The organism is Luteimicrobium album (assembly GCF_030161555.1).
GTDB lineage: Bacteria > Actinomycetota > Actinomycetes > Actinomycetales > Cellulomonadaceae > Luteimicrobium > Luteimicrobium album.
Genome location: NZ_BSUK01000001.1, coordinates 1,423,854 through 1,444,301 on the forward strand (window position 1 = coordinate 1,423,854; position 20,448 = coordinate 1,444,301).

General features: G+C 69.4%; 17 protein-coding genes, 1 tRNA gene and 3 pseudogenes. 10 read left to right on the plus strand and 11 right to left on the minus strand.

Annotated features, from left to right (window positions below; translation table 11 throughout):
• Positions 1–33 precede the first annotated feature (33 nt).
• The 8 genes and pseudogenes from pknB to QQK45_RS07315 all read right to left on the minus strand — a co-directional run bounded on the left by pknB (position 34) and on the right by QQK45_RS07315 (position 9,467).
• Positions 34–2,219 (minus strand): annotated as a pseudogene (gene pknB / locus QQK45_RS23060) (Stk1 family PASTA domain-containing Ser/Thr kinase).
• The gene (locus tag QQK45_RS07280; protein ID WP_284292682.1) at positions 2,220–3,683 is read right to left on the minus strand and encodes a serine/threonine-protein kinase; all 1,464 of its coding nucleotides are present in this window, start codon (positions 3,681–3,683) and stop codon (positions 2,220–2,222) included.
• Positions 3,680–5,133, minus strand: a pseudogene (locus tag QQK45_RS23065) (peptidoglycan D,D-transpeptidase FtsI family protein). The gene QQK45_RS07280 and the pseudogene QQK45_RS23065 overlap by 4 nt, the downstream one beginning before the upstream one ends.
• A complete protein-coding gene (locus tag QQK45_RS07290; RefSeq protein ID WP_284294973.1) occupies positions 5,130–6,608 on the minus strand; it encodes an FtsW/RodA/SpoVE family cell cycle protein in 1,479 nt (492 codons plus the stop codon). The pseudogene QQK45_RS23065 and the gene QQK45_RS07290 overlap by 4 nt, the downstream one beginning before the upstream one ends.
• 88 nt (positions 6,609–6,696) lie before the next feature.
• Positions 6,697–8,130, minus strand: coding sequence for a PP2C family protein-serine/threonine phosphatase (locus QQK45_RS07295; RefSeq protein ID WP_284292683.1), 1,434 nt, complete (start codon positions 8,128–8,130; stop codon positions 6,697–6,699).
• A 6-nt stretch (positions 8,131–8,136) separates the two neighbouring features.
• Positions 8,137–8,420: pseudogene (locus QQK45_RS23070) on the minus strand (FHA domain-containing protein FhaB/FipA).
• Positions 8,405–8,701 (minus strand): hypothetical protein, encoded by a 297-nt coding sequence (locus tag QQK45_RS07310; protein WP_284292684.1) that lies wholly within the window; start codon positions 8,699–8,701, stop codon positions 8,405–8,407. Before QQK45_RS07310 ends, QQK45_RS23070 begins: the two are co-directional and overlap by 16 nt.
• Before the next feature lie 10 nt (positions 8,702–8,711).
• The gene (locus QQK45_RS07315) at positions 8,712–9,467 is read right to left on the minus strand and encodes an FHA domain-containing protein (protein WP_284292685.1); all 756 of its coding nucleotides are present in this window, start codon (positions 9,465–9,467) and stop codon (positions 8,712–8,714) included.
• A gap of 269 nt (positions 9,468–9,736) precedes the next feature.
• Here QQK45_RS07315 and QQK45_RS07320 point away from each other — a divergent pair.
• Positions 9,737–9,818 (plus strand) — tRNA-Leu (locus tag QQK45_RS07320).
• A 270-nt stretch (positions 9,819–10,088) separates the two neighbouring features.
• On the opposite strand, the gene QQK45_RS07325 is transcribed toward QQK45_RS07320, so the two are convergent.
• The 3 genes from QQK45_RS07325 to QQK45_RS07335 all read right to left on the minus strand — a co-directional run bounded on the left by QQK45_RS07325 (position 10,089) and on the right by QQK45_RS07335 (position 13,032).
• A complete protein-coding gene (locus tag QQK45_RS07325; protein ID WP_284292686.1) occupies positions 10,089–11,582 on the minus strand; it encodes a hypothetical protein in 1,494 nt (497 codons plus the stop codon).
• 113 nt (positions 11,583–11,695) lie between these two features.
• Entirely contained in the window at positions 11,696–12,586 is an 891-nt protein-coding gene (locus QQK45_RS07330) for a site-specific integrase (RefSeq protein ID WP_284292687.1), read from the minus strand.
• Positions 12,587–12,819: 233 nt separating this feature from the next.
• Entirely contained in the window at positions 12,820–13,032 is a 213-nt protein-coding gene (locus QQK45_RS07335; protein ID WP_284292688.1) for a mechanosensitive ion channel protein MscS, read from the minus strand.
• Positions 13,033–13,540: 508 nt separating this feature from the next.
• Between QQK45_RS07335 and QQK45_RS07340 the strand changes: the two genes are divergently transcribed.
• The 9 genes from QQK45_RS07340 to QQK45_RS07380 all read left to right on the plus strand — a co-directional run bounded on the left by QQK45_RS07340 (position 13,541) and on the right by QQK45_RS07380 (position 20,444).
• Positions 13,541–14,200: a hypothetical protein gene (locus QQK45_RS07340; protein ID WP_284292689.1), complete on the plus strand. Its 660-nt coding sequence runs from the start codon at positions 13,541–13,543 to the stop codon at positions 14,198–14,200.
• Positions 14,197–14,688, plus strand: a complete 492-nt coding sequence (locus QQK45_RS07345; RefSeq protein ID WP_284292690.1) for an RNA polymerase sigma factor — start codon at positions 14,197–14,199, stop codon at positions 14,686–14,688. Before QQK45_RS07340 ends, QQK45_RS07345 begins: the two co-directional genes overlap by 4 nt.
• A 200-nt stretch (positions 14,689–14,888) precedes the next feature.
• Positions 14,889–15,701: a hypothetical protein gene (locus QQK45_RS07350; protein WP_284292691.1), complete on the plus strand. Its 813-nt coding sequence runs from the start codon at positions 14,889–14,891 to the stop codon at positions 15,699–15,701.
• Positions 15,677–16,294 (plus strand): hypothetical protein, encoded by a 618-nt coding sequence (locus QQK45_RS07355; protein ID WP_284292692.1) that lies wholly within the window; start codon positions 15,677–15,679, stop codon positions 16,292–16,294. The genes QQK45_RS07350 and QQK45_RS07355 overlap by 25 nt, the downstream gene beginning before the upstream one ends.
• A 189-nt stretch (positions 16,295–16,483) precedes the next feature.
• A complete protein-coding gene (locus tag QQK45_RS07360; protein WP_284292693.1) occupies positions 16,484–17,149 on the plus strand; it encodes a ScbR family autoregulator-binding transcription factor in 666 nt (221 codons plus the stop codon).
• A gap of 233 nt (positions 17,150–17,382) precedes the next feature.
• Positions 17,383–17,769 (plus strand): peptidase inhibitor family I36 protein, encoded by a 387-nt coding sequence (locus tag QQK45_RS07365; RefSeq protein ID WP_284292694.1) that lies wholly within the window; start codon positions 17,383–17,385, stop codon positions 17,767–17,769.
• A gap of 44 nt (positions 17,770–17,813) precedes the next feature.
• Positions 17,814–18,737, plus strand: a complete 924-nt coding sequence (locus QQK45_RS07370; protein ID WP_284292695.1) for a hypothetical protein — start codon at positions 17,814–17,816, stop codon at positions 18,735–18,737.
• A 631-nt stretch (positions 18,738–19,368) separates the two neighbouring features.
• A complete protein-coding gene (locus QQK45_RS07375; protein ID WP_284292696.1) occupies positions 19,369–19,758 on the plus strand; it encodes a hypothetical protein in 390 nt (129 codons plus the stop codon).
• Positions 19,755–20,444 (plus strand): ABC transporter ATP-binding protein, encoded by a 690-nt coding sequence (locus tag QQK45_RS07380; RefSeq protein ID WP_284292697.1) that lies wholly within the window; start codon positions 19,755–19,757, stop codon positions 20,442–20,444. Before QQK45_RS07375 ends, QQK45_RS07380 begins: the two co-directional genes overlap by 4 nt.
• Positions 20,445–20,448 lie beyond the last annotated feature (4 nt).

A 20,448-nucleotide genomic window follows, 5' to 3' on the forward strand; every position in this document is an offset into this window, starting at 1 on the left:
CGTTCGTGGTCGCCGACGAGCCGGGGGGGGCGGTCAGAGGCCGAGGAAGCTCTTGAGCTCGTCCGAGTAGTCGTCGTTCCGGCCGAGGCCCTGATTCTGGCCGTCGCCGTCGCCGTCGCCGTCGCCGTTGCCGTCGCCGGTCCCGTCTCCCGTGCCCTGCCCGTCGCCCGGTGGCGTCTGCTGATCGCCACCGGGGGTCGCGGGCCCGGACGACACGACGAGCGTGACAGGGTCACCGACCTGGACCGTCGTTCCTTGCTTCGGGTTGGAGTCGATGACGATTCCAGCAGGCACCGTGTCGCTGGGCTGGAGCGTCGGGCCGTTCGGATTAACGTTGAGGCTCAGCTGGCCGAGCGTGTTCTCGGCATCCTCCTGGCTCATCCCGACGATGTTGTTCGGGATCGTGACGGAATTGTCCTCTTCCTTGCCGATCGTCAATTTGATCCGCGTCCCCTGCTTGACGGAACCTGCCGCAGGCGCCTGCTCCAGCACGAGGCCGACCTTGCTCGCGTCCGGAGTCTCCTGCTCTTCGGTGTCCGATTGCAGTCCGGCCTTGTCGAGTGCAGCAAGCGCCTCGTCCTTGGTCTTCCCGACCAGGTCGTCCAGCGTCACGAGCCCGTTGGAGACGTAGAGGACGACCTCGGTGCCCTTGTCGCGTACAGAACCAGCCTTGGGATCTGTACGTGTAACAGAGTCGAGGGGGACGTCCTTGCTGTTTTCGGTGCGGACCTCGTCGGCGACGGTGAAGCCCAGGGCCTTGAGCGCGTCGCGGGCCTCCTTCTGCGACTTGCCCTTGAGGTTCGGGACCTCGCCGGTCTTGGGACCGGCGGAGACCGACACCTTGACCGTGCTGTTCTCAGCGACCGACTGGTCCTTGTCCGGGTCCTGCTTGGTCACCTCGCCCGCGGGCTTGTCGGAGTCCTCGTCGATGACCTTGTTCATCTCGAGGTGGGCGGACGCAAGCGTCTCCTTGGCCTTGTCTTCCGTCAGTCCGATGACGTTCGGCACGGTCACCTTCTCGACCGGCGGCGTCTTGTTCGCGTTGATGACGAGCATCGTGATGATCGCGGCCAGCGCGATCACCCCGATGGTCACGAGCGTCCAGATGAGGCCCTTGTTGGACTTCTTCTTCGGCTCCTCGTCGCCAGGTCCGACCTCGTCGGGGAAGACGGACGTCTGCGTGGGTGGCGGCACCGACGCCGGGGCGGGCGTCGCCCAGCCTGCGGGCGTGGGCGCGAGCACCTGGGTGGCGCCGTCGAACGCGACGGTCGGGTTGGGGTCGGCGAACGCAGCCCCGGCGGCCGCACCCGCGGCTGCCCCGGCCCCGAGCGCGCCGAGCCCTGGTGCGGACACGGCGCCGCCGCGCATCGCGGCGTCCAGGTCGCTGCGGAACTCCGCGGCCGAGCCGTAGCGCTGGTTGCGGTCCTTGGTGAGGGCCTTGAGCGTGATGCGGTCGAGGACCTCGGGGACGTCGGGTGCGACGTCGGACGGCTTCGGGGGACTTCGCCGACGTGCTGGTACGCGACGGCGACGGGGGAGTCGCCCTGGAACGGCGGGCGACCCGTGAGGAGCTCGAACAGCAGGCATCCGGTCGAGTAGAGGTCGCTGCGCGCGTCGACGGTCTGGCCGAGCGCCTGCTCGGGCGACAGGTACTGCGCCGTCCCGACGACGGCCTGCGTCTGCGTCATCGTGGCGGCGGAGTCGGCCATCGCGCGGGCGATGCCGAAGTCCATCACCTTGACCGCGCCGGTGGGCGTGATCATGACGTTCGCGGGCTTGATGTCGCGGTGCACGATGCCGGCGTGGTGCGAGTACTCGAGCGCTGACAGCACGCCCGACGTGATCTCGATGGCCTCGTCGATGGGCACCGCGTGACCGTCGCGGAGGATGTCGCGGACGGTGTGGCCCTCGACGTACTCCATGACGATGAACGGCGTGTGCGTCGTCTGCCCGGACGCTGCGTCGGTCTGCACGTCCTCGCCCGTGTCGTAGACGGCGACGACGGCCGGGTGGTTGAGCGAGGCCGCGGCCTGCGCCTCTCGGCGGAAACGGGCCAGGAACGACGGGTCGCGTGCGAGGTCGGCGCGAAGGATCTTGATCGCGACGGTGCGGCCGAGCCGCGCATCGTGCCCGATGTGCACCTCGGCCATGCCGCCACGCCCGATCAGCTCGCCGACCTGATAACGGCCGGCGAGGATCCGCTGCGGGTTCTCCACCACCTACGTGTCCTTCTCGTTCGACGGGTCGTCCAGGGCGTGCGAGGACGCCACGGACAGGAAGATCATCCCATCCCCGTGGGGATGCAGGTCCAAGCCCTCGGAGCGGTCGCGCCCCTTGGCGCCTCCGAGGATGGCCGCGACCAGCACGACCAGCACGAGCACGACGAGCGCCACGGCAGGCCAGGGAAGCCCCGAGCCGCATCCCGAAGATGCCCGGAAGGTGACGCGACCCGGAGCCCGCACCGGACCGGCCGGATGCGCCGACGCCCTGGGCGGCCCGTGTCGCCGCCCGGGTCGACGGCGCCTCGACGGGCGCGGCCGGCTCGGCCTCGTTCCCGAACAGGTCCGACGGCGCGGGCCGGGGCGACCGGGCCGGGGAGTGGTCGCGTGCGGCGTCGGGCGGCGGGACGACGGGCGCTCCGCGACGTGCTCGCGGTGGCGCCCCGCCGGCCGGGCCGACGACCGCTCGGCGGCGCGGGACTGCACGACGCGCCGCGACGGGTACGCGCGGGGAGCGTCGTCGTCGGCGGGCTGGGTGCGGGGTTCGGGCTTCGCCGCGGCGGAGCGCGGCGGCCAGGCGCGCTGCTCCGCGGGCGCGGTGATCGTCGACGTGGCGCGAGGCCCCGCGCTGCGCCGCGACCGGGCGAGGCGCAGGCCGATCTCCTCGAGCGTCTCGGCGAGCTCCGCGGCGCCGACGGGGCGCCGCATCGGGTCCTTCGCGAGCATCGACATCACGAGCGCGCCGAGCTCCTTGTCGACGGTCGCCGGGAGTGCGGGCACGGGCTGGTTGACGTGTGCGACCGCGATGTCGACCGGCGTCGGCCCGGTGAAGGGCCGCCGCCCCACCAGCGACTCGTAGGCCACGATCCCGAGCGCGTACAGGTCCGACGCCGGGGTCGCGGGCTTCCCGATGGCCTGCTCGGGCGAGAGGTACTGGGCGGTGCCCATGACCATGCCCGTCGCCGTCATGGGGACCTGGTTGGACGCGAGCGAGACGCCGAAGTCGGTGAGCTTCACGCCGCCCGCGCGCGCGAGCAGGATGTTGCCCGGCTTCACGTCGCGGTGCACGACGCCGGCCTCGTGCGCGGCCGCGAGACCTCGCGCGGCCTTGGTGAGGATGGGGACGAGGCGGTGGGCCGGGATGACGGGCTCGCGTTCGAGCAGGTCCGACATCGGCTCGCCGATGACGAGCTCCATGACGAGGTAGCCGGAGCCGGCCTGCTCGCCGTAGTCGTACATCTGCGCGATGCCGGGGTGCGACAGGCGCGCGTTGTTCCGCGCCTCGGTCCGCAGGCGCTGGAGGAAGTCGACGTTGCCCGCGAACTCCTCGCGCAGCACCTTGACCGCGACCTCGCGACCGAGCGCGGTGTCCGTCGCGACCCACACCTCACCCATGCCGCCGACCGCGATGCGCCGCACCAGGCGGTAGCGGTTGCCCAGCGAGAGGCCCTGCGTCGGCTTCATCCGTTCAGCACCGCTTCCATGACGGCCTTCGCGATCGGGGCGGCGGTCGCGCCGCCGGTTGCCTCAGACCCGTCGGATCCGCCGTGCTCGACGATCACCGCGACGGCGACCTTCGGGTCGTCGGCCGGCGCGAAGCCGGTGAACCACGCGTGCGGGCTCTGCCCCGGCGTGTTCTCGGCGGTGCCGGTCTTGCCGGCGACGGTCACGCCGGGGATCTGCGCGGCGGTGCCGGTCCCGGACCGCACGACGTCCTCCATCATGCTCGTGAGCTCGTCGGCGGTGTGCTCGGACACCGAGGTGCGGAGCGTGGACGGCGAGGTCTTCGACACGACCCGTAGCGACGCGTCACGGACCGTGTCCACGAGATAGGGCGCCATCTGCTTGCCGCCGTTGGCGATCGCGGCGGAGACCATGGCGATCTGGAGCGGCGTGACGCGGTCGTCGCCCTGCCCGATCGACTGCCGCATGAGCTCGGCCTCGTCGGTCGTCGAGGGGAAGTGGCTCTGCGTCACCGTCATCGGGATCGACAGCGGGGTGTCGAAGCCGAACTTCTGCGCCTGCTCGACCATCGCGTCGTTCTCGACCTCGACCCCGAGCCCCGCGAACGCGGTGTTGCACGACATCTCGAGGGCGGCGTCGAGGGTCATCTTGCCGCTCGACGAGCAGACCTCGTCACCGAAGTTCCGGAGCTCCTTGGAGGACCCCGGGTACGTGAGCCGGTGCGGCGCGGGGATGACGGAGTCGGGGTGTAGTCCCCGGACTCCAGCGCTGCGGCGGACGTGACGAGCTTGAACGTCGACCCGGGCGGGTAGGTGTCGCCCGCGATCGCCCGGTTGGTCAGGGGCGACCCGTCGTCGCCCAGCAGCTTCTGCCAGTTCTGGTTGACCTTCGCGGTGTCGTGCCCGGCGAGCTGGTTCGGGTCGTACGACGGCGACGAGTAGAGCGCGAGGATCTTGCCGGTCTTCGGCTCGATCGCGACGACGGCGCCCTTCTGGTCTCCGAGGGCCTTCGCCGCGGCCTCCTGTGCCTTGGCGTCGAGGGTGAGCTCGACGGACGCGCCCTGCTGCTGCTCACCGGTCACGAGCTGGCGGAGCCGCTGCAGCCACAGCTCGTCGGCCGTGCCGTTGAGCGCGGAGTTCTCCGACGCCTCGATCATCGTCGGCGCGAAGACGAGCGAGTAATAGCCCGTGACGGCCGCGTACAGCGAGCCGTCGGTGTACTTCCGCTGGAACTTGAACGGGTCGTCCACGGGCGTCGACAGCGCCACCGACTTCCCGTCCACGACGATCGGGCCGCGGAAGACGCCGTACGCGCGGTACAGCGTGCGCACGTTGCGGCCGTCGTTGTTGAGCTTGTCGGCCTGGAAGAACTGGTGGTACGTCGTCGCGCCCATGAGGACGAGCACCATGGCGAGGACGACCGTCGCGAGACGGCGGATCGGGACGTTCATCCGCGCGCCACCTCCCCGGTCGCGCCGTCACCCGGCGGGGGTGGCGGGGGAGGGGTCGGCCTGACGATCTCGGTCACCTGCGTGCCGGCCTCCGGCGTGGGCGGCGCGGCGGGCTCGAGCCCGCCCGGCCCGGTGGGGTCGTCGTCGGGCAGGATGCCGCCGGGGGCGACTTGGCCGCGCTCGGGCGCCAGGGACGGCCGCCGCGCGCTGTCGGAGATCCTCAGCAGCAGGCCGATGACCAGCCAGTTCGCGAGCAGCGACGAGCCGCCCTGGGCGACGAAGGGCATCGTCAGTCCGGTCAGCGGGATGACCCGCGTGACCCCGCCGACGACGACGAAGAGCTGCCACGCCGTCGTGAACGCGAGGCCGGCGGCGAGCAGCTTGCCGAAGCCGTCGCGGACGCCGAGGGCGGTGCGCAGACCGCGCTGTACGACGATCAGGTAGACCATGAGGATCGCAAGCATCCCCGTGAGACCCAGCTCCTCGCCGAGCGACGTGTAGACGAAGTCGGAGAAGGCGTACGGCACGAGGTACGGGTATCCGGCGCCCCAGCCCGTCCCGAACAGACCGCCGTTCGCGAGGCCGTAGAGGCCGCGGACGAGCTGGCCGGAGCCGGGCGCGGCGTTGTAGACGTCGGAGTCGAAGGCGTGGAGCCAGATGTCGAAGCGGACCTGGACGTGGGCGAACGCGCTCGCCGCGAAGACCGCGCCCGCGCCCATGAGCACGAGGCCGATGAGCACCCAGGAGAACCGCTGCGTCGCGATGTAGAGCATCGCGACGAACAGCCCGAAGAACAGGAGCGACGTCCCGAGGTCGGTCTCGGCCACGAGGACCAGGATCGACGCCGCCCAGACCACGAGGATCGGGCCGAGGTCCTGCAGGCGGGGGAGCTGCAGGCCGAGCACCTTGGGCCCGGCGAGGGCGAGCGTGTCGCGGTGCGTCACGAGGTAGCCGGCGAAGAAGATCGCGAACGCGATCTTCGCGAGCTCCGCGGGCTGCAGCGACAGCGGACCCAGCGCGACCCAGATGTGGGCTCCGTTGATGGTCCGCCCGACGTGCGGGATGAGCGGGAGGACCACGAGCCCCAGGCCCACGAGCATCGCGATGTACGTGTACCGGCGCAGCAGGCGGTGGTCCTTGAGGAACCACACGACCGCCAGCGCGGCGACCACGGCGATCGCGGTCCACTCGAGCTGGCGACCGGCGAGGTCGTGCGGCTTGGCCGACGACTGCGACGCCAGGTCGAGGCGGTAGATCATCGCCAGGCCGATCCCGTTGAGCGCGATCGTCGCGGGGAGGATGACCTGGTCGGCGTACGGCGCCTTCCAGCGCAGGATCAGGTGCGCGACCAGGGCGACCGCGACGAACCCGAGGGCCTGCGCGTAGAAGTCGCCGGGGAGACGGTCCACGACCTTGATGCTGACCAGCGCGTACGCGCCGATGCCGATCGCGAGCGCGACGACGAGCAGCCCCAGCTCGGCGCGGCGACCGGGCCGGGGAGCCGTGCCTCCGCGGCGCCCGGGAGCTCGGCACCCTGGACGGGCGCGTGCGCGACTGCGGCCATCACGCGTCCTTGCCCCGGGTCGCGGGACCGTGCGTGGTCTGCACGGACGGCTTCGTCGGTGTGGTCGAGGTGGTGGGGGTGCCTGCCGGCGCCGTCGTGGGGGCGGGTGTCGCCGGGGTGGGTGGCAGGGTCGGCGTGGTCGTGGGCTCGGGCGTCGTGGTGTCGGTCGTGACCTCGGCCGCACGGGCGCGCGCGTCGGTGAGCGACGTCGCGGGGATGGTCGCGGACAGCCGGTCCTGCACGTACGACGGCAGGGTGTCGACCTGCGTCCCCGTGAGCTCGACCGGTGACGACAGGTGCAACGGTCCGATGCTCTGGGGCACGCCCTGGAAGACGGCGACCTGGCCCTCCGACTCGCCGACGAAGTACTGGTTCTGCGTCCATCCGTACGCCGCGTACCCGCCGCCGAGGATCGCGAGCACCAGGACGAGGGTGATCGTGGCGCCGAGCGCGCGCCGTCGGGCCTTGCCCTTGCCCGGTTGTGCGGCCAGTGCCGCTGCGGCCTCGTCGGCCTCCGGGTCGTCGTTCACGCCCGGCGCGCCCTCGACCTCGGTGCCGTCGTCGTCCGTCGCGAGCGGCGCCGTCCCGGGCAGGAGGTCGGCGCGCACCGCGCTGCCCACGACCTCGGGGCTCGTGGGGAGGGGCTCGTCGGCGAGCGCGTCCGCCGGGTGCGGTACCGCGCCCTCGACCGGCTCGTCGTCGGCGTCGAGGTCGACGACGTCCGCGACGATCGCCGTCACGTTGTCCGTGGAGCCCGCGCGCAGGGCGAGCTGGATGAGGGTGTCGGCGCACTCGCCCGGCTCGACGACCGAGATGAGGATCTGGGCGATCATGTCCGGCGTCACGAACCCGGACAGACCGTCCGAGCACAGGAGCCAGCGGTCGCCCGGGCGCGCCTCCCGGACCGACAGGTCGGGCGTCAGGTCGACCTCGAAGTCGCCCAGGACGCGCATCACGACGTTGCGCTGCGGGTGGTGCTCCGCGTCCTCGGGCGCGATGCGGCCCGTGTCGACGAGGTGCTGGACGAACGTGTGGTCCGTGGTGACCTGGGTGAGCTCGTCATCGCGCAGCAGGTAGGCGCGCGAGTCGCCCAGGTGGGCCATGACGAGCTGGTTGCCGGCGCGCAGGATCGCGGTGACCGTCGTGCCCATGCCCGCGAGCTGCGGCTCCGCCTCCGACCGGTCGACGATCGCCTGCTTGGCCGACTCGATGGCGTGCTCGAGCTCGCCCAGGGCGCCGTCGGGCACGTGCTGGTGGCCGTCGAGGGGGACGAGGGCACGGATCGCGAGCGTCGACGCGATGTCGCCGCCCGCGTGCCCGCCCATGCCGTCGGCGACGGCCAGGAGGTCCGGGCCCGCGTATCCGGAGTCCTGGTTGTCGGCGCGCACGAGCCCGACGTCGGACCGTGCCGCGTAGCGCAGCGCGAGGTTCATCCGCGGCTACCCCTGCAGGACCATGGTCGTCTGGCCGATCCGGATCTCCTCGCCCGGCTGCACCGGCACCGGCGCCTCGAGGCGGTGGCCCTCGAGGTACGTGCCGTTGGTCGAGCCGAGGTCCTCCACGAACCACCCCCGTTCTGCGGGAAGATCCGGGCGTGGCGCGAGGACGAGTAGTCGTCGTCGAGCACGAGCGTGCAGCTCGGCGCACGCCCGATGAGCACGGCCGACGTCGACAGGGGAAGCGTCGTGCCGCGCAGCGCGCCCTCCGTCACCACGAGGCGCATCGACGCGCTCTGCGCCAGGGCGGGGTGCGCGTCACGCCCGCGGCCGGGGTGGGCGCGGGGCTCGCAGGGGCGTGGTGCGCCCCGACGACGACGGCGCCCTCCGCGCTCGGGGCCGTCAGGACACCGGGGGCGTGGGGTGCGGCCTGGAGCTCGTCGGCGCGGGTGTGCGGCGGACGGGGGTCGGCGAGGTCACGCCGCAGGACGCGGATCGAGAAGAGCACGAGGAGCCACAGCAGGACCAGGTAGCCGAGGCGCAGCAGGGTGAAGGTGAGCTCGCTCATCGAGGCCCGATCACCCGGCCTCGTCCGCGGCGCCCGTCCAGAACATGATGCGGGTCCGGCCGATCGTCAGGCTGTTCCCGTCCAGGAGCGTCGCCGCGGGAACCTGGTGGCCCTCGACGAACAGGCCGTTGGTGGAGCCGAGGTCGGTCGCGACGACGCCGTTGGGCGTGACCCGGATCTCCAGGTGGCGGCGCGAGACACCGGGGTCGTCGACCACGATGTCCGCCTCCGAGCCGCGGCCGATGACCGTGACCGGGCCCGTCAGCAGGTACCGCTGGCCGTCGATGTCGATGAGGGGGTGACGCAGGCTGGGCGTCGGGGCGCTCGGCACGGGGCCCTGGTTGTACGCCGGCTGGCCGTACGCGGGCTGGCCGTTGCCGCCCGGCGCCGCGCCGCGGACGCTCGCCGAGTGGACCTGGTACTGGCCCGGGTGGAGACCGCCGTCCTCGTCGAACGTCACGGACACGGGGCCGACGAACGCGTAGTGCTGCTCGGCCGCGTGGTCGGTGACCGTCGCCGCGAGCTCGTCGGCGAGGGCCTCGGCACCCCAGTCCTCGATGCGTGCGAAGTCGTCCGACGCGAGACGGATCGTGAACTCGTTGGGAGCGACCGCACGGTCCCGGCCCACGACGGCGACGCGGTCGTCGACCTCGCGGCGCAGCGCGCTCGCCAGGTCGACCGGCTTGACCTCACCCCGACCGAGCTTGGCGAACGCGTTGTTGAAAGCGCGCTCCACGTTCTGCTCGAAGCGGTCCAGTACGCCCACGGCGCCTCCTCCTCGGTCGTGCGGTGCGACGCCGGGTGCCCACGGATCGGGGCGGTGTCGCGGGTCCACGCGGTCAGTCACGCATGACCGAGCACGGGTGGGCATGGTCGCACGCCCTTAGATCGTAGCCAGCCAGGCGCGCTGGTCTGACGCGCGGTGCGGGAGACCTGCGGATCGAATGCGTGGGCGGTGTGGAGATCCGCTCCCCACGAGGACGGGACCAGCGGGTTCGGAGGGCACCTGTGCCGCGTGCTAATCTTCTTCGGCGCGCGCGAGTGGCGAAATGGCAGACGCGCTGGCTTCAGGTGCCAGTGCCCGCAAGGGCGTGGGGGTTCAAGTCCCCCTCGCGCACAGTGGGGATGTTTCCGAGTCGGAGGCAGTCCCGTTTCCGAAACCCTCGGTCGGTTGATCCGGCCGGGGGTTTCGTCGTGTACGGGCGCCTCCTGGCGTGTTGGGACGACGTCGGGCTCGTCCGGGTGGCTGTGCGCGGGGCGCTGTGAAGCCCGTCGGCTCGGTTGCGACCGAGCTGGATGCGTGCGGGGGCGCGGCGACGTCGTTGTCGTCGGGTGGTGCTGTTACTGGGTTGTCGCCGGGGTGCTGGAGCTGCGGGGTGGTGCGTGGCTACGTCGTCCACGGGTTCTGGTGTAGCGGCGCAGGGGTCCGTCGTAGGCGGGTTCGTCGAGTTCGACGGCCCAGGGTTCGGGTTTGCCGCGGGCGAGGTACCAGTGGTGCAGGTGGTGGGCGTTGTTCCCGGCGAGGGTCAGGGCGAGGAGCAGTGCGGTGGCAGTGCGGCCGAGCATGCGGAAGAAGCCGCGGTTGACGTTGAGGTCTTGGTACCGGATCTGCGCGTTGGCATCCCTCGATGCGGGTGCGCCGGTTGTAGGACTTGGCCCACGCGTTGGACTGCCAGGCCAGCGGCTGCCGGTCGCGTTCGTTCATGGTGTCCGGGACGGAGACGGTCTTGCCGCATCCGCAATCGCTTCCCGGCACGCAGTTGGTCGTCGGGATCTCGGGACCGAGTCGCATCGACTTGGGCCAGTTGGGGCAGCGGACGTGTCCGGCGAGGGCGGGGCCCTTGAACCGGCGAGCGTGGCGTCCCGGGACTGGTTTGGAGTGGGGGACGAAGGCGTAGGGGGCCCGGGCATCGAAGACGTCACGGATGCGGGCCTTCTGTTCGGCGGTCATCGTGATCGCTGGTGGTTCGAGGTTGCGAAGGGCCTCGGGGAGCGCGGTCGAGTAGAGGGTGCCGTCGCACCAGATCGTGCCGGGCTTGGGTCCAGCTTTGATGCCGCGTTGGCTGGTGTGCAGGTCGAACGTCGCGGTGACGCCCATCTCACGAAGGACGGCTGCGAGCTTCTCAGGCTTCGACGTGGAGTAGCCGCGGTCGTAGATCACCTCGTGGATGGGCCCGAACGCGGTGAGGGCGCCCACGAGGCGGACGCAGGCTCCTGCTCGGTCTTGCACGCCTGGCCGTAGGGCGAGGCCCGCGAACAGGAGCGGGATCTCGCCCTTGACCCCTGCAGGTAGGACATAGGTCGCCAGATGTCCCTCGTATCCGGCGAAGAACGGATTGGGCCGGCGGTCTGTCGGGGTCCGGTGCCCTCCGCCTAGCTCGTGGTCGGTGCACGTCCAGCCGGAGTGGTCGGGGCGCCAGTGCATGACCGCGTGCGACTCGATGTCGGTGCCGTCGACGTCGACTGCACCTGTGCGTGGAAAGGTCGAAGGCAGCGACGCTTGGACGAGGATCGTCGAGATGTCGTCCTCGGTCAGAGCGACCGCTTGTTGGCATGCGGTCGTGCAGGGCTCGGACGGCTCGTGGTGGTGCTCGCCGGGCAACTGAAGTCCGTCCCGGATGTGTTGAGCGAGGCGGCGAAGCCCTCCCCACACGTGCTTGTGGCGGACGTGCAGGTGCGCGGGCACCCCGAGGTGTCGGCGTTCGGAGTCGGACAGCTGGTCCAGGGTCCGCAGCATGCCAGTGACGGTCATGTGGGTCGGCCGGCTCAACGCGTGGAGGTATCCGATCGCGAGGACGGACTGCAGCGAGAGCTTGCGGGGGCGACCGTAGGCGGCGGTGCATGCGTCGGCGACAGCACGCACGCGCGGCTGATCTGCCATGGCACGGGCCCGTCGCACCCGCTGCCACTGGCCCAGTCCCTCCGGGACGAGGACGATTCTGGAGACCCCCGACGCTGTACGTCGCGAGTAGTCGCTCGACCCCGCAGCGGCGGTCATCGGCGGGTGAGCTCCTCGACCAGCGCCCTTTCGTCGATCGGTGGCATGTAGGCCATGAGGTGACCGAACGTCTTCCACGAGGAGACGCCGGCCATCCGCGCGAGCCCGTTGAGGTGGACCCGGTTGATCAGGTGCCCAAGGATCCATGTGGCCCGGAGGTTGGAGAGCTTGATAGGTGGGCAGTCGGGCGGGAGCTCGGCGTGCTCGATCATGTGCCAGAGCCTGGAACGGTCCCACTCCCGGGCTGCGAAGCCGAGCAGGGTCGAACCGGGGTCCTCGGCCCGGATCCGGGCGAGGGTCTGGTCATGCGGCGGGGTGACCGGCACGATGCGTGCATTCGCCCCGGGCACCGCGAGGCACAGGTGCCCGTGCCGTTCGACGAGGTTCTCGGTCGTCAGCTGCCAGATCTCACGCGGGTAGGTCCCGGTCCCCAGACCGAGGGCGAGGACGGCGGTGAGGCGCCGACGGCGCACAGGTGTGCGCTGCTGGGAGGCGACCTCGAGCATGCGCGAGACCTGGTCGGGCGTGTACGGGATGACGGCGTAGTCCCCGCGGAGCCGCGGCGGCGCGGGACGCCACGGCGCCTTCTTGGTGACCTGCACCGAGAACCGGCGAAGGTCTGAGCGGCGCGTCGCTCGCGATGACTCCACCAGGTTCGGGCATCCGATTGCTATATACCGCTCGACGACGTCCGGGGTGAAGATCGCCTCACGGTCCAGTGGCAGCCCCTGGCGGTGGGCCCACACGACGAACTGCGAGGTCGTCCGCATCGCCTCGATTGCCGCTCGAGCCTGCTCGGGGTGGACGTCGAGGACGACCGCGCGAGTGAAGTCGGCGACGGGCTCCCAGTCCTCGGGTCGGACCGCGTGCGGGACGTACTTCTTCACCGCGGCGACCGCGCGATCCGCTTCATTCTGTTCCGGCGTGTCGCCGGCGCACGGGTTGACGAGGCCAGTTCCAGAATCGCAGTCTGTACGTGCTGAAGACATAGAAGTACCCCCGGAGGTACTCGACGGGTCTGAATGCAGCGGGAGTCCGCCCGCTCAAGCGAAGCGATCGGGTTCAGGAGTTGTAGCTCCTGGGCCCGTTTCGCGTTCTCGGCGTCCTGCGCCGACCGCGGTCAGCCCATCGCACCCTCGTCGGAGTCGTCGAGAGCCCTGGCCAGAAGGTCTGCGTGCACGGCCGTTACCGGGCGCCCTGCCTGGTAGGCGGCCTCGTACAGCCGCTGGGCGATGCGTGCCGGGATCCGGGCGTCGAAGCGCACGAGTTCGTCAGGCTTGTAGACACGCTCGTGGGTTGAGGGCCGGCCTGAGCGTGCAGGCCGGATCACCACGGGACGTTCTTGGCGCTCGGTCACCCTTCTCACCCCTCGTCCGAACCTGACACGACGACAAACGAAGCTGTTCCTACAGAACGGCGGATCCGTTCGTGTCGGGTGGTCAGGCCGGCGAGTAATGCTGGTCGGTTGATCTCGAGCGCCACGTGGCCGATGGCCCAGAGCGTGCGGCTGTCCCCGCACCAGGTACGGGCAACTGAGAACCAATGTAGGCACGAGAGGGCCCGGCGTCACGAGCGGCACGCCCGACGCGTGCCGAGACCATCTCGGTTGCGGACGTCGCCAGGCAGAGCAAAGCCCCGGCCGTCTGATCGACTCATACGAGTCACAGGGACGGTTCCGGGGCGTTGCATCCCACGGTACAGCCTGCTGCCGCGTCCGAGAGAAGATCAGCGCCCGCCCGATGCGGCGCGTGAACTTCTTGTGGACACGGCTCGGGGTGGACGTTTCGGCCACCGCCAGACATGTAGGAGGTAGGAGCGTCAGTCTGGATGGGGGTTTCGTCATGTCGGAGATCGATGGATCCGTCGCGGAGGATCGCGAGTTCTCAGAACTGCTGCGGTCCGCTGCGCCGCCAGTACCTGCTGTGACGGGCGCTGTCCTGACGGAGTTGCACGCGGTGACGCGCGCCGCGGCGGGGCTCCGACAGCGTGCGCGGAGGCGCCGGTGGTTCACCGGGGTTGGCGCGGTGGCAGCGCTCGCCGCGTCTGGAGTGGGTGGGGCGGCCATTGGTTCCCAGCCAGCAGAGGACTACTCCTGGGGCAAGGGGACAAGCTGGGCTTCGTGGGCGGAGCATCCTGCCGCCACCTTGACGTACAGGCTCCCAGGTGGTGGGACCTGCGAGCAGCGGCTCGGCGAAGTCGACGCTGCTGATCCCGCGAGCGAGGCATTCGCGACGAAGTTCATGCGCTCGACCGATCTCGTGGCCGGTGCGGACGTTCGCGCCGCGATTTCGAAGCTCCGTTCCGAGGACTACCAGGTGCACAGTCCGGACGGAAAGATGGTCCAAGGCGGATTCGGCACGCCGTTTTACAACGCCGACTACGAGTACGACCAGGCCGTCACGGCGGCCGTCCAGACCGAGATCCTCGCCGCAGCCGCGGCTGCTGGGCATTCTGGCCCCTCGTACACCGGGCAGACACGCTGCAAGGGCGAGACCTGGTGAGCGGCGCACGGGAGCGCTTCGTTATCGCCGTGGACCGCTGCTCACCTGACCTCCTGCGGTACTTCTCTCGCCGCGGCGGACCGGACGCCGCCGACCTGGTATCAGAGACGGTCGCGATCGCGTGGCGCCAGCACCGACGGCTACCGCCCGACAGCACCGAGGCGCGCATGTGGCTGTTCGGGATCGCGCGCAACGTCCTCCGCAATGCGCAACGTACCGAGGTCCGTCGCCTTGAGGTTGCCGATCGGCTGCGCAGCGCGGTCGAGCTCGAGCTCCGGTCGCTGCCGCCCGACACGCGCGACGACGTGCGCATCGCGCTCGAGCACCTGGACCCCGAGCTGAGTGAACTCGTGACTCTCATCCACTGGGACGGCTTCACTCTGGTCGAGGCCGCGCAGCTCCAGGGCATACCGGCGTCGACCGCCCGCGGGCGGTACCAGCGGGCCAAGAGCGTCCTTCGTGAGCTGCTGACGGCCTCCCCGTGCTGAAGCCGGCCGGCCCACGAACAATCCCCACTCGACCACGACCCGGACAGACGACGCAACGTCTTCGTGAGCCGCGGGGCCGTGTGCATCGCGGCGATCGAGCCGACCTACTTGGGCAGGTACAGCCACTCCGGGCCTGGCGAGCCGAGCTCCTCGGATTCGCTGCAGCAAGTGCGCTGGCGCTCGTCGTCGTGGCGCACGCAGTGACGACACAGGCCTGGCTCATGTTCGAAGACTCCGACTCCCTCGTCGTCGTCCTCGTCCAACGGTCCCTCTCAGTCGGGCAACCGCAGGACTGGGCCATGTCCCCAGTCCTCTTCCTTCCGGAGATCGGCCTCTACCTTGGGCTCTCGCTCCTCGGCATGACAACACGCGAGACACTCGTCCTGAACGCCCTGCTGAACTTCATCGGCCTCTACGCCGCGATCCGCCTCGTCGCGGGGGCGCGGCGTAACCACCGCGCTCCCGTCATCGGGGCCCTCGCAGCATTCGCATCCTTCTGTGTTCTCGCGCTCCTTGATGGCGGCCGAGGACGCTCCGGATTCCAGCTCGCCTCCCTGCTCACGACAACCACGTACTACTCGGCGACGGTCATCGGCGGGGTCGTCGCGATCGGACTCGTGAGGCGCTCGTTCGATCGACCCGAGCGTGCACGCCCGCTGGCTTGGCTCCTTGGAACGGTCGCGACCGTGTCGACGCTCACCAACCCTCTGTTCGCCGGGTGGGTGACCGCCCCGGCCCTCGTTGCGTTCGGGATCGTCGCTGTCCGCAAGCTGGCGTTGGCCCGTACGACGGTCGTGCTCGCCTTCGCAATGCTCGCGGGCACAGGCCTCGGGTACGCCGCACGGACCCCGCTGGCACGGTTCATCGTCGCGGATCCAGAGAACTATCTACGGCCCCATCAATGGAGTGCGTCCCTGGACTACTACGCCAGCCAGGCGGGTACGACGCCGCACAGTCCCACCGGTGCGCTCTCCTCGGGATCACCGCTGTGGTCATCGCCCTGTCAGCTGTAGTCGCGGTAGTCGCGGCCCGCCGACGCTTGACCGGGCCCGCGATGGTTGGGCTCGTCGGCGTCGTTTCGCCGGTCGTGACGTTGTTCGGTGCGGTCGCCACGGGCACCCAGGCCGATCGATATCTTCAGCCGTGGGTGTTCCTGCCTGTGCTCGCGATCACTGTTCTACAAGACCTCGTCCCTGCACCGGTCTGGCGACGTAGGACTCGACTGCAGGTGCTTACTGGCGTCGCTCTCGCGGCACTGGTTGGCCTGGGGCTGCCCGCCACCGTGCACGGAGCGACGGGCCGCGACGCGGACCTCCAGTGCGTCGTCAACTGGGTAAACGCGTCCAGTAAAGTTGGTGCGGGACAGTTCTGGACTGTGAGGGCTGCAAAGGCCTACGCGGCCGATCCCCGATCGCTTGTCCAGGTCAACAGCCAACTCCAGCCATACGTGTGGCTCGTCAACCGAAACGACCACCTCGGCCACATTGGATTCGTCATCCAAGACGCGCATAGCCCTAATCTCGACCTGGCGCGCCAGTCATGGCCCGCCGGGCAACTAGCCCGCATCGAATGTGGTCGCTACACGATCCTGGACCTTTCACCATAGGCAACAAGCCGGGAAACCTTGTTAGCGATGCCGAGGCCTAACCGCGGCGACATTCGACAGAGGGTCAGGCGTAGGTCCTCCTGGCCGCCAACCAGGCTCGCACGGGCGGCCGTCCTGGCTCACGCTCGTATCGCTTCATCTAGAGTTGGCACCAGTCGAAGTGCTCAGCTCTGGATGGGAGGCGGACGCATGGAGGGGCGGGAACCCCAGCAGGATCGAGGGTACGCCAGGCGCGAGTCGATCCTGATCGGCGCGGCGACGATGTTTGAAGAGCTCGGATACGGCCAGACCTCTCTCAAGCAGATCGCCACTGCCGCTGGCGCGACCATGGGGTCGGTTTACTTCTATTTTCCAACCAAGGAGGCTCTCGCGCTCTCTGTTATTGAGGAGCAGTACCAGCGTACGTTCGACGTGATGGCGAGCGTTGGCGACGGTTGCGCGGGAATAGAGGTACTGGTGCGCACATCAGAGGCTATTGCAAGTTTGATGTTGCGTGACGTCGTCGTTCAAGCGGGGATCCGGCTCTCTATCGAACAGGGTTCGCAGTGGCCTGCAACACGCGGCTTCTACCGCGGGTGGATGGACGGCCTAGTGCCGGCCCTGCAACAGGCTCAAGACATGAATGAACTCGATTCGTCGTTGACCCTGCAGGAGATTGCAGACATCCTGGTCCCATTCTTCACCGGCGTGCACATGATTTCAAAGGTGCTCACCGACCGTGACGACCTCTATCCGTCTTTACAGCGGATGTGGCACGTCATGATCGACGCCATCACCGCTCCTGACCAGAGGCCGCATCTTCGCGCCTTGGTGGCCGAGCTCTTCGGGGTGCAGCCCTCCGGCCGCGCGAGGTAGGTGGGCCACGTCGACCGCGGCCGCCAAGGCAGCGGCCGCCTGCTCAGGCTCGTGGTGCGAGGGCGCCGCCGCCTCGGCCCGACGCGACCCATCCGACGCGACCGAGGAGATCCGACGTCGAGAGTGGGGAGCTCGCGCCTGCTGTTGATGAACTAAGTTGAGCGTCATACTTTGTTTCCGTCCGGCGGTGACGACCCGCAGGACACAGTTCCAGTGACTGGAAGGGGAGATCGATGCGTGTCAGAAGGCGTCTAGCGGCGGTGCTCGTCGCGGGCCTGGCTGCGAGCGGGGCGGCGGTTGCTACCGCTGCCGGAGCGCAGGCGTCGACGAGCGACTGTGCCTCGACCTATACCTGTTGGTGGGTCGACACCGGGTACTCAGGTACCTACTACGGGTCGGCCATGAACCAGCTCAGCTGGCCCTCCGGGATCGCCAACAAGGACTTGTCCGTCTGGAACGACGGCACATCCGGCCAGGCAATCTTCACGTACAACTACAACGCGAACATCGAGGTCATGTACTGCGTCCGCAAGGGCGTGAAGGTGAGTTCGATCCCGTCTTCGAAGGCGAACCGGGGTAACAGCCACAACTGGAAGGCGCCCGACAGCGGATGCCTGTGACCTCTCTTCGTCGGGCCGGGGCCGTATGCCTGACCGGTGCCCTGGTGGCAGCGGTCGCAGCGTGCGGCTCCGGCCCCACACCTTCGGACGACTATCTCTCTGGCGCGCTGGCGCAACAGGTGACGCAGCGCATCCACGACCTGGACTACCCCTACGACGAGCAATCGTCGTTCGGCTTTCAGATGGGCAATCTTCAGACCCAGCTCATTCATGACTGCGTCGAAGCAACAGGCCTGAAGGTACCCCCGCCCGACCTGACCCAGCCGGACCCGGCAAGCTACGTCCCCGACGTGGCGACCTTGTGGCTGACCGCACCGCGGGACTTCGGCGTCGCTCGCTCGTTGAGCGACCCTACGGTGCTCGCTAGCCTGAGGGCGGCCATGGCGGGGGAGAGCAAGGACGGGTCGACTCACACCGGCTACCCCGACGACTACGACACCGTTGTGTACGGGAGCACAGACGATCCGAAGGACTGGCTGACCTTCTCCATCGGAGATGGCGGCGAGGTCCAGGTACCGGTCGGCGGCTGCTTCGGTCAGGCGACACAGCAGATGTATGGCGTGCCGGCCGTGGACTATGAGCGCGCCCGCCACGAGATGCCCAAGGTGGCGGACGTTCTTGCCGAGGCCGTCTCGTCGAAGAAGGTCCGCTCCACCGTCGGGGCCTGGTCCTCGTGCATGAAGAAGAAGTCGTACACGGCCAAGGACCCGAGCGAGCTTGGGCAGGCCCTGTCGGACTGGCTGACCGGGGCCGTAGACGGGAAGATGACGGTGCAGCAGGTACAGGCTAAGGAGGCCGCGTTGGCTGTCGCCGACAAGGACTGCAAGACGTCGAGCGGCCTCGGCACGGCCGCCGACGAGTCGTTTGTCGATGCGGCGGACAAGGCGCTCAACTCCAAGCAAGGTGTCGTCAGTGCCTACCGCGAGATGAACGACCACGCGCTCAAACTGCTGGCGAAGCGATCGTGAGCCGCCGCCTGCTCACGATGGTGGCGGGTGGATGTGGCCTCGTGCTCGGTTGCGTGATCGTCATCGTGCTCGCGCTCACGGTCGGAGTCCCGAGCAGCGTCGCGGACCGGCCGACAAGCAAGGATGACCGCGTTCCCGTCACGGCACCTGTCACCCAGACGACGATCGAACAGACCCAGGTGCTGACGGGCAGTCTGACCCCAGCATCGCGGACCGACGTTGTGGCTGATTCCGGAATCGTCACGGCCATGCCGGTCAAGGACGGTGCGGCCGTCAAGGGTGGGCACGTCATCGCGGACGTCAACGACGAACCTGTCCTCGCGCTCGAAATGCCGTTCGCTCTGTGGCGCGACCTCGATGTCGGCGCCACTGGTGCGGACGCTCGAGCGGTCCAGGACGGCCTCAAGAAGGCCGGGTTGTTCGACGGCAGCACGACAGCAGCGCTGTCCCAGTCGACGTTTGACGCACTCGGACGGGCCGACTCCCGGCTTCGCAAACCCCGCTCCGCGTCGCCAGCATCGCTCCCGTCGACCGGACGGGGTCTCGTCTGCAGGCTCCCGGCCTGTCGGTCGGGGTCAGAGTCGATGGAGATCATGCGATCGCGATCACGCGGCGCAGCGATGTCCTCGCCGTGGGCGATGGCGGTGCAGCGGCCGGAACCGTCCACGCGGGCCAGGAGCTGCGCCTACAGGGCGACGACGGTGAGACCGACTGGACGGGCACCCTGACCAAGGTCAGCTCGACATCGTCACAGACGCTCCTTTCCAGCCAGGCAGACAAGCCGCTGCCCGACAAGATCGCCGGGGCGCTGGTCGTCACCGCCTCCACGTCCAAGCCGGTGCTGGCAGCTCCCCGCGTGGCCCTGCAACCACAAGCCGACGGGACCACCACGGTCGACGTGGTCGAGGGGGCCAAGCACCACAGCGTCCAGGTCACGCAGGGCCTGTGCGACGCCGACCGCTGCGAGGTAACCCCGACCGGCGGGGCCTTGCATCCGGGTGACGATGTGGTAGTGCGATGAGCGTTGTCCACGTCGCGCCCGTCGAGCTCCGCGCGGTGACACGCACCTTCGACGGCGGAAAAGTGCGGCCGCTCGAAGACGTCGATTTGACGATCGACGGGCCCGGCTCGCTCGCACTCATCGGGGCGAGCGGATCCGGCAAGACAACACTGCTCAACATCGTCGGCCTGCTTGACGAACCCGACGCGGGAACCGTCCTGGTCGGCGGTGCCGTCGTCTCCACACTCGACGACAGGGCGGTCACCCGTCTTCGGGCCCGGCACTTCGGGTTCGTCTTCCAGGATGCCCTCGTCGACCCCCGACGGACAGCCCGAGAGAACGTCGCACTCGGCCTCGCCTTCGCCGGAATCGGTGCGCACGAACGGGGCCTCCTGGCCGACGAGGCTCTCAGTAAGACCGATATGAGCCGCCGCGCGAACACCTATGCGGGGGACCTGTCCGGTGGTGAACGCCAACGCGTCGCGGTGGCCCGTGCGATCGCTCACCGCCCACCGGTCCTGCTGTGCGACGAACCGACCGGCAACCTCGACCCGGCCAACACCGAGCGCGTCTTCGCCCTCCTCAGCGAGTACGCCACAGCAGCAGCCGTGGTCGTCGTCACCCACGACCTCGACCTCGCCCAACGCTGCGCGCGCGCCCTGCAGGTGACCGGGGAGGTCTACGCCCCGCGTTCGAATCCGCGGTGACCTG

Coding starts and splice junctions, on each gene's coding strand:
- QQK45_RS07295 (WP_284292683.1), bottom strand. CDS start 8,130: ATGAACCTCGCGCTGCGCTACGCGGCACGGTCCGACGTCGGGCTCGTG.
- QQK45_RS07280 (WP_284292682.1), bottom strand. CDS start 3,683: ATGAAGCCGACGCAGGGCCTCTCGCTGGGCAACCGCTACCGCCTGGTG.
- QQK45_RS07360 (WP_284292693.1), top strand. CDS start 16,484: ATGGAGGGGCGGGAACCCCAGCAGGATCGAGGGTACGCCAGGCGCGAG.
- QQK45_RS07325 (WP_284292686.1), bottom strand. CDS start 11,582: ATGGCAGATCAGCCGCGCGTGCGTGCTGTCGCCGACGCATGCACCGCC.
- QQK45_RS07310 (WP_284292684.1), bottom strand. CDS start 8,701: ATGAGCGAGCTCACCTTCACCCTGCTGCGCCTCGGCTACCTGGTCCTG.
- QQK45_RS07365 (WP_284292694.1), top strand. CDS start 17,383: ATGCGTGTCAGAAGGCGTCTAGCGGCGGTGCTCGTCGCGGGCCTGGCT.
- QQK45_RS07340 (WP_284292689.1), top strand. CDS start 13,541: ATGTCGGAGATCGATGGATCCGTCGCGGAGGATCGCGAGTTCTCAGAA.
- QQK45_RS07380 (WP_284292697.1), top strand. CDS start 19,755: ATGAGCGTTGTCCACGTCGCGCCCGTCGAGCTCCGCGCGGTGACACGC.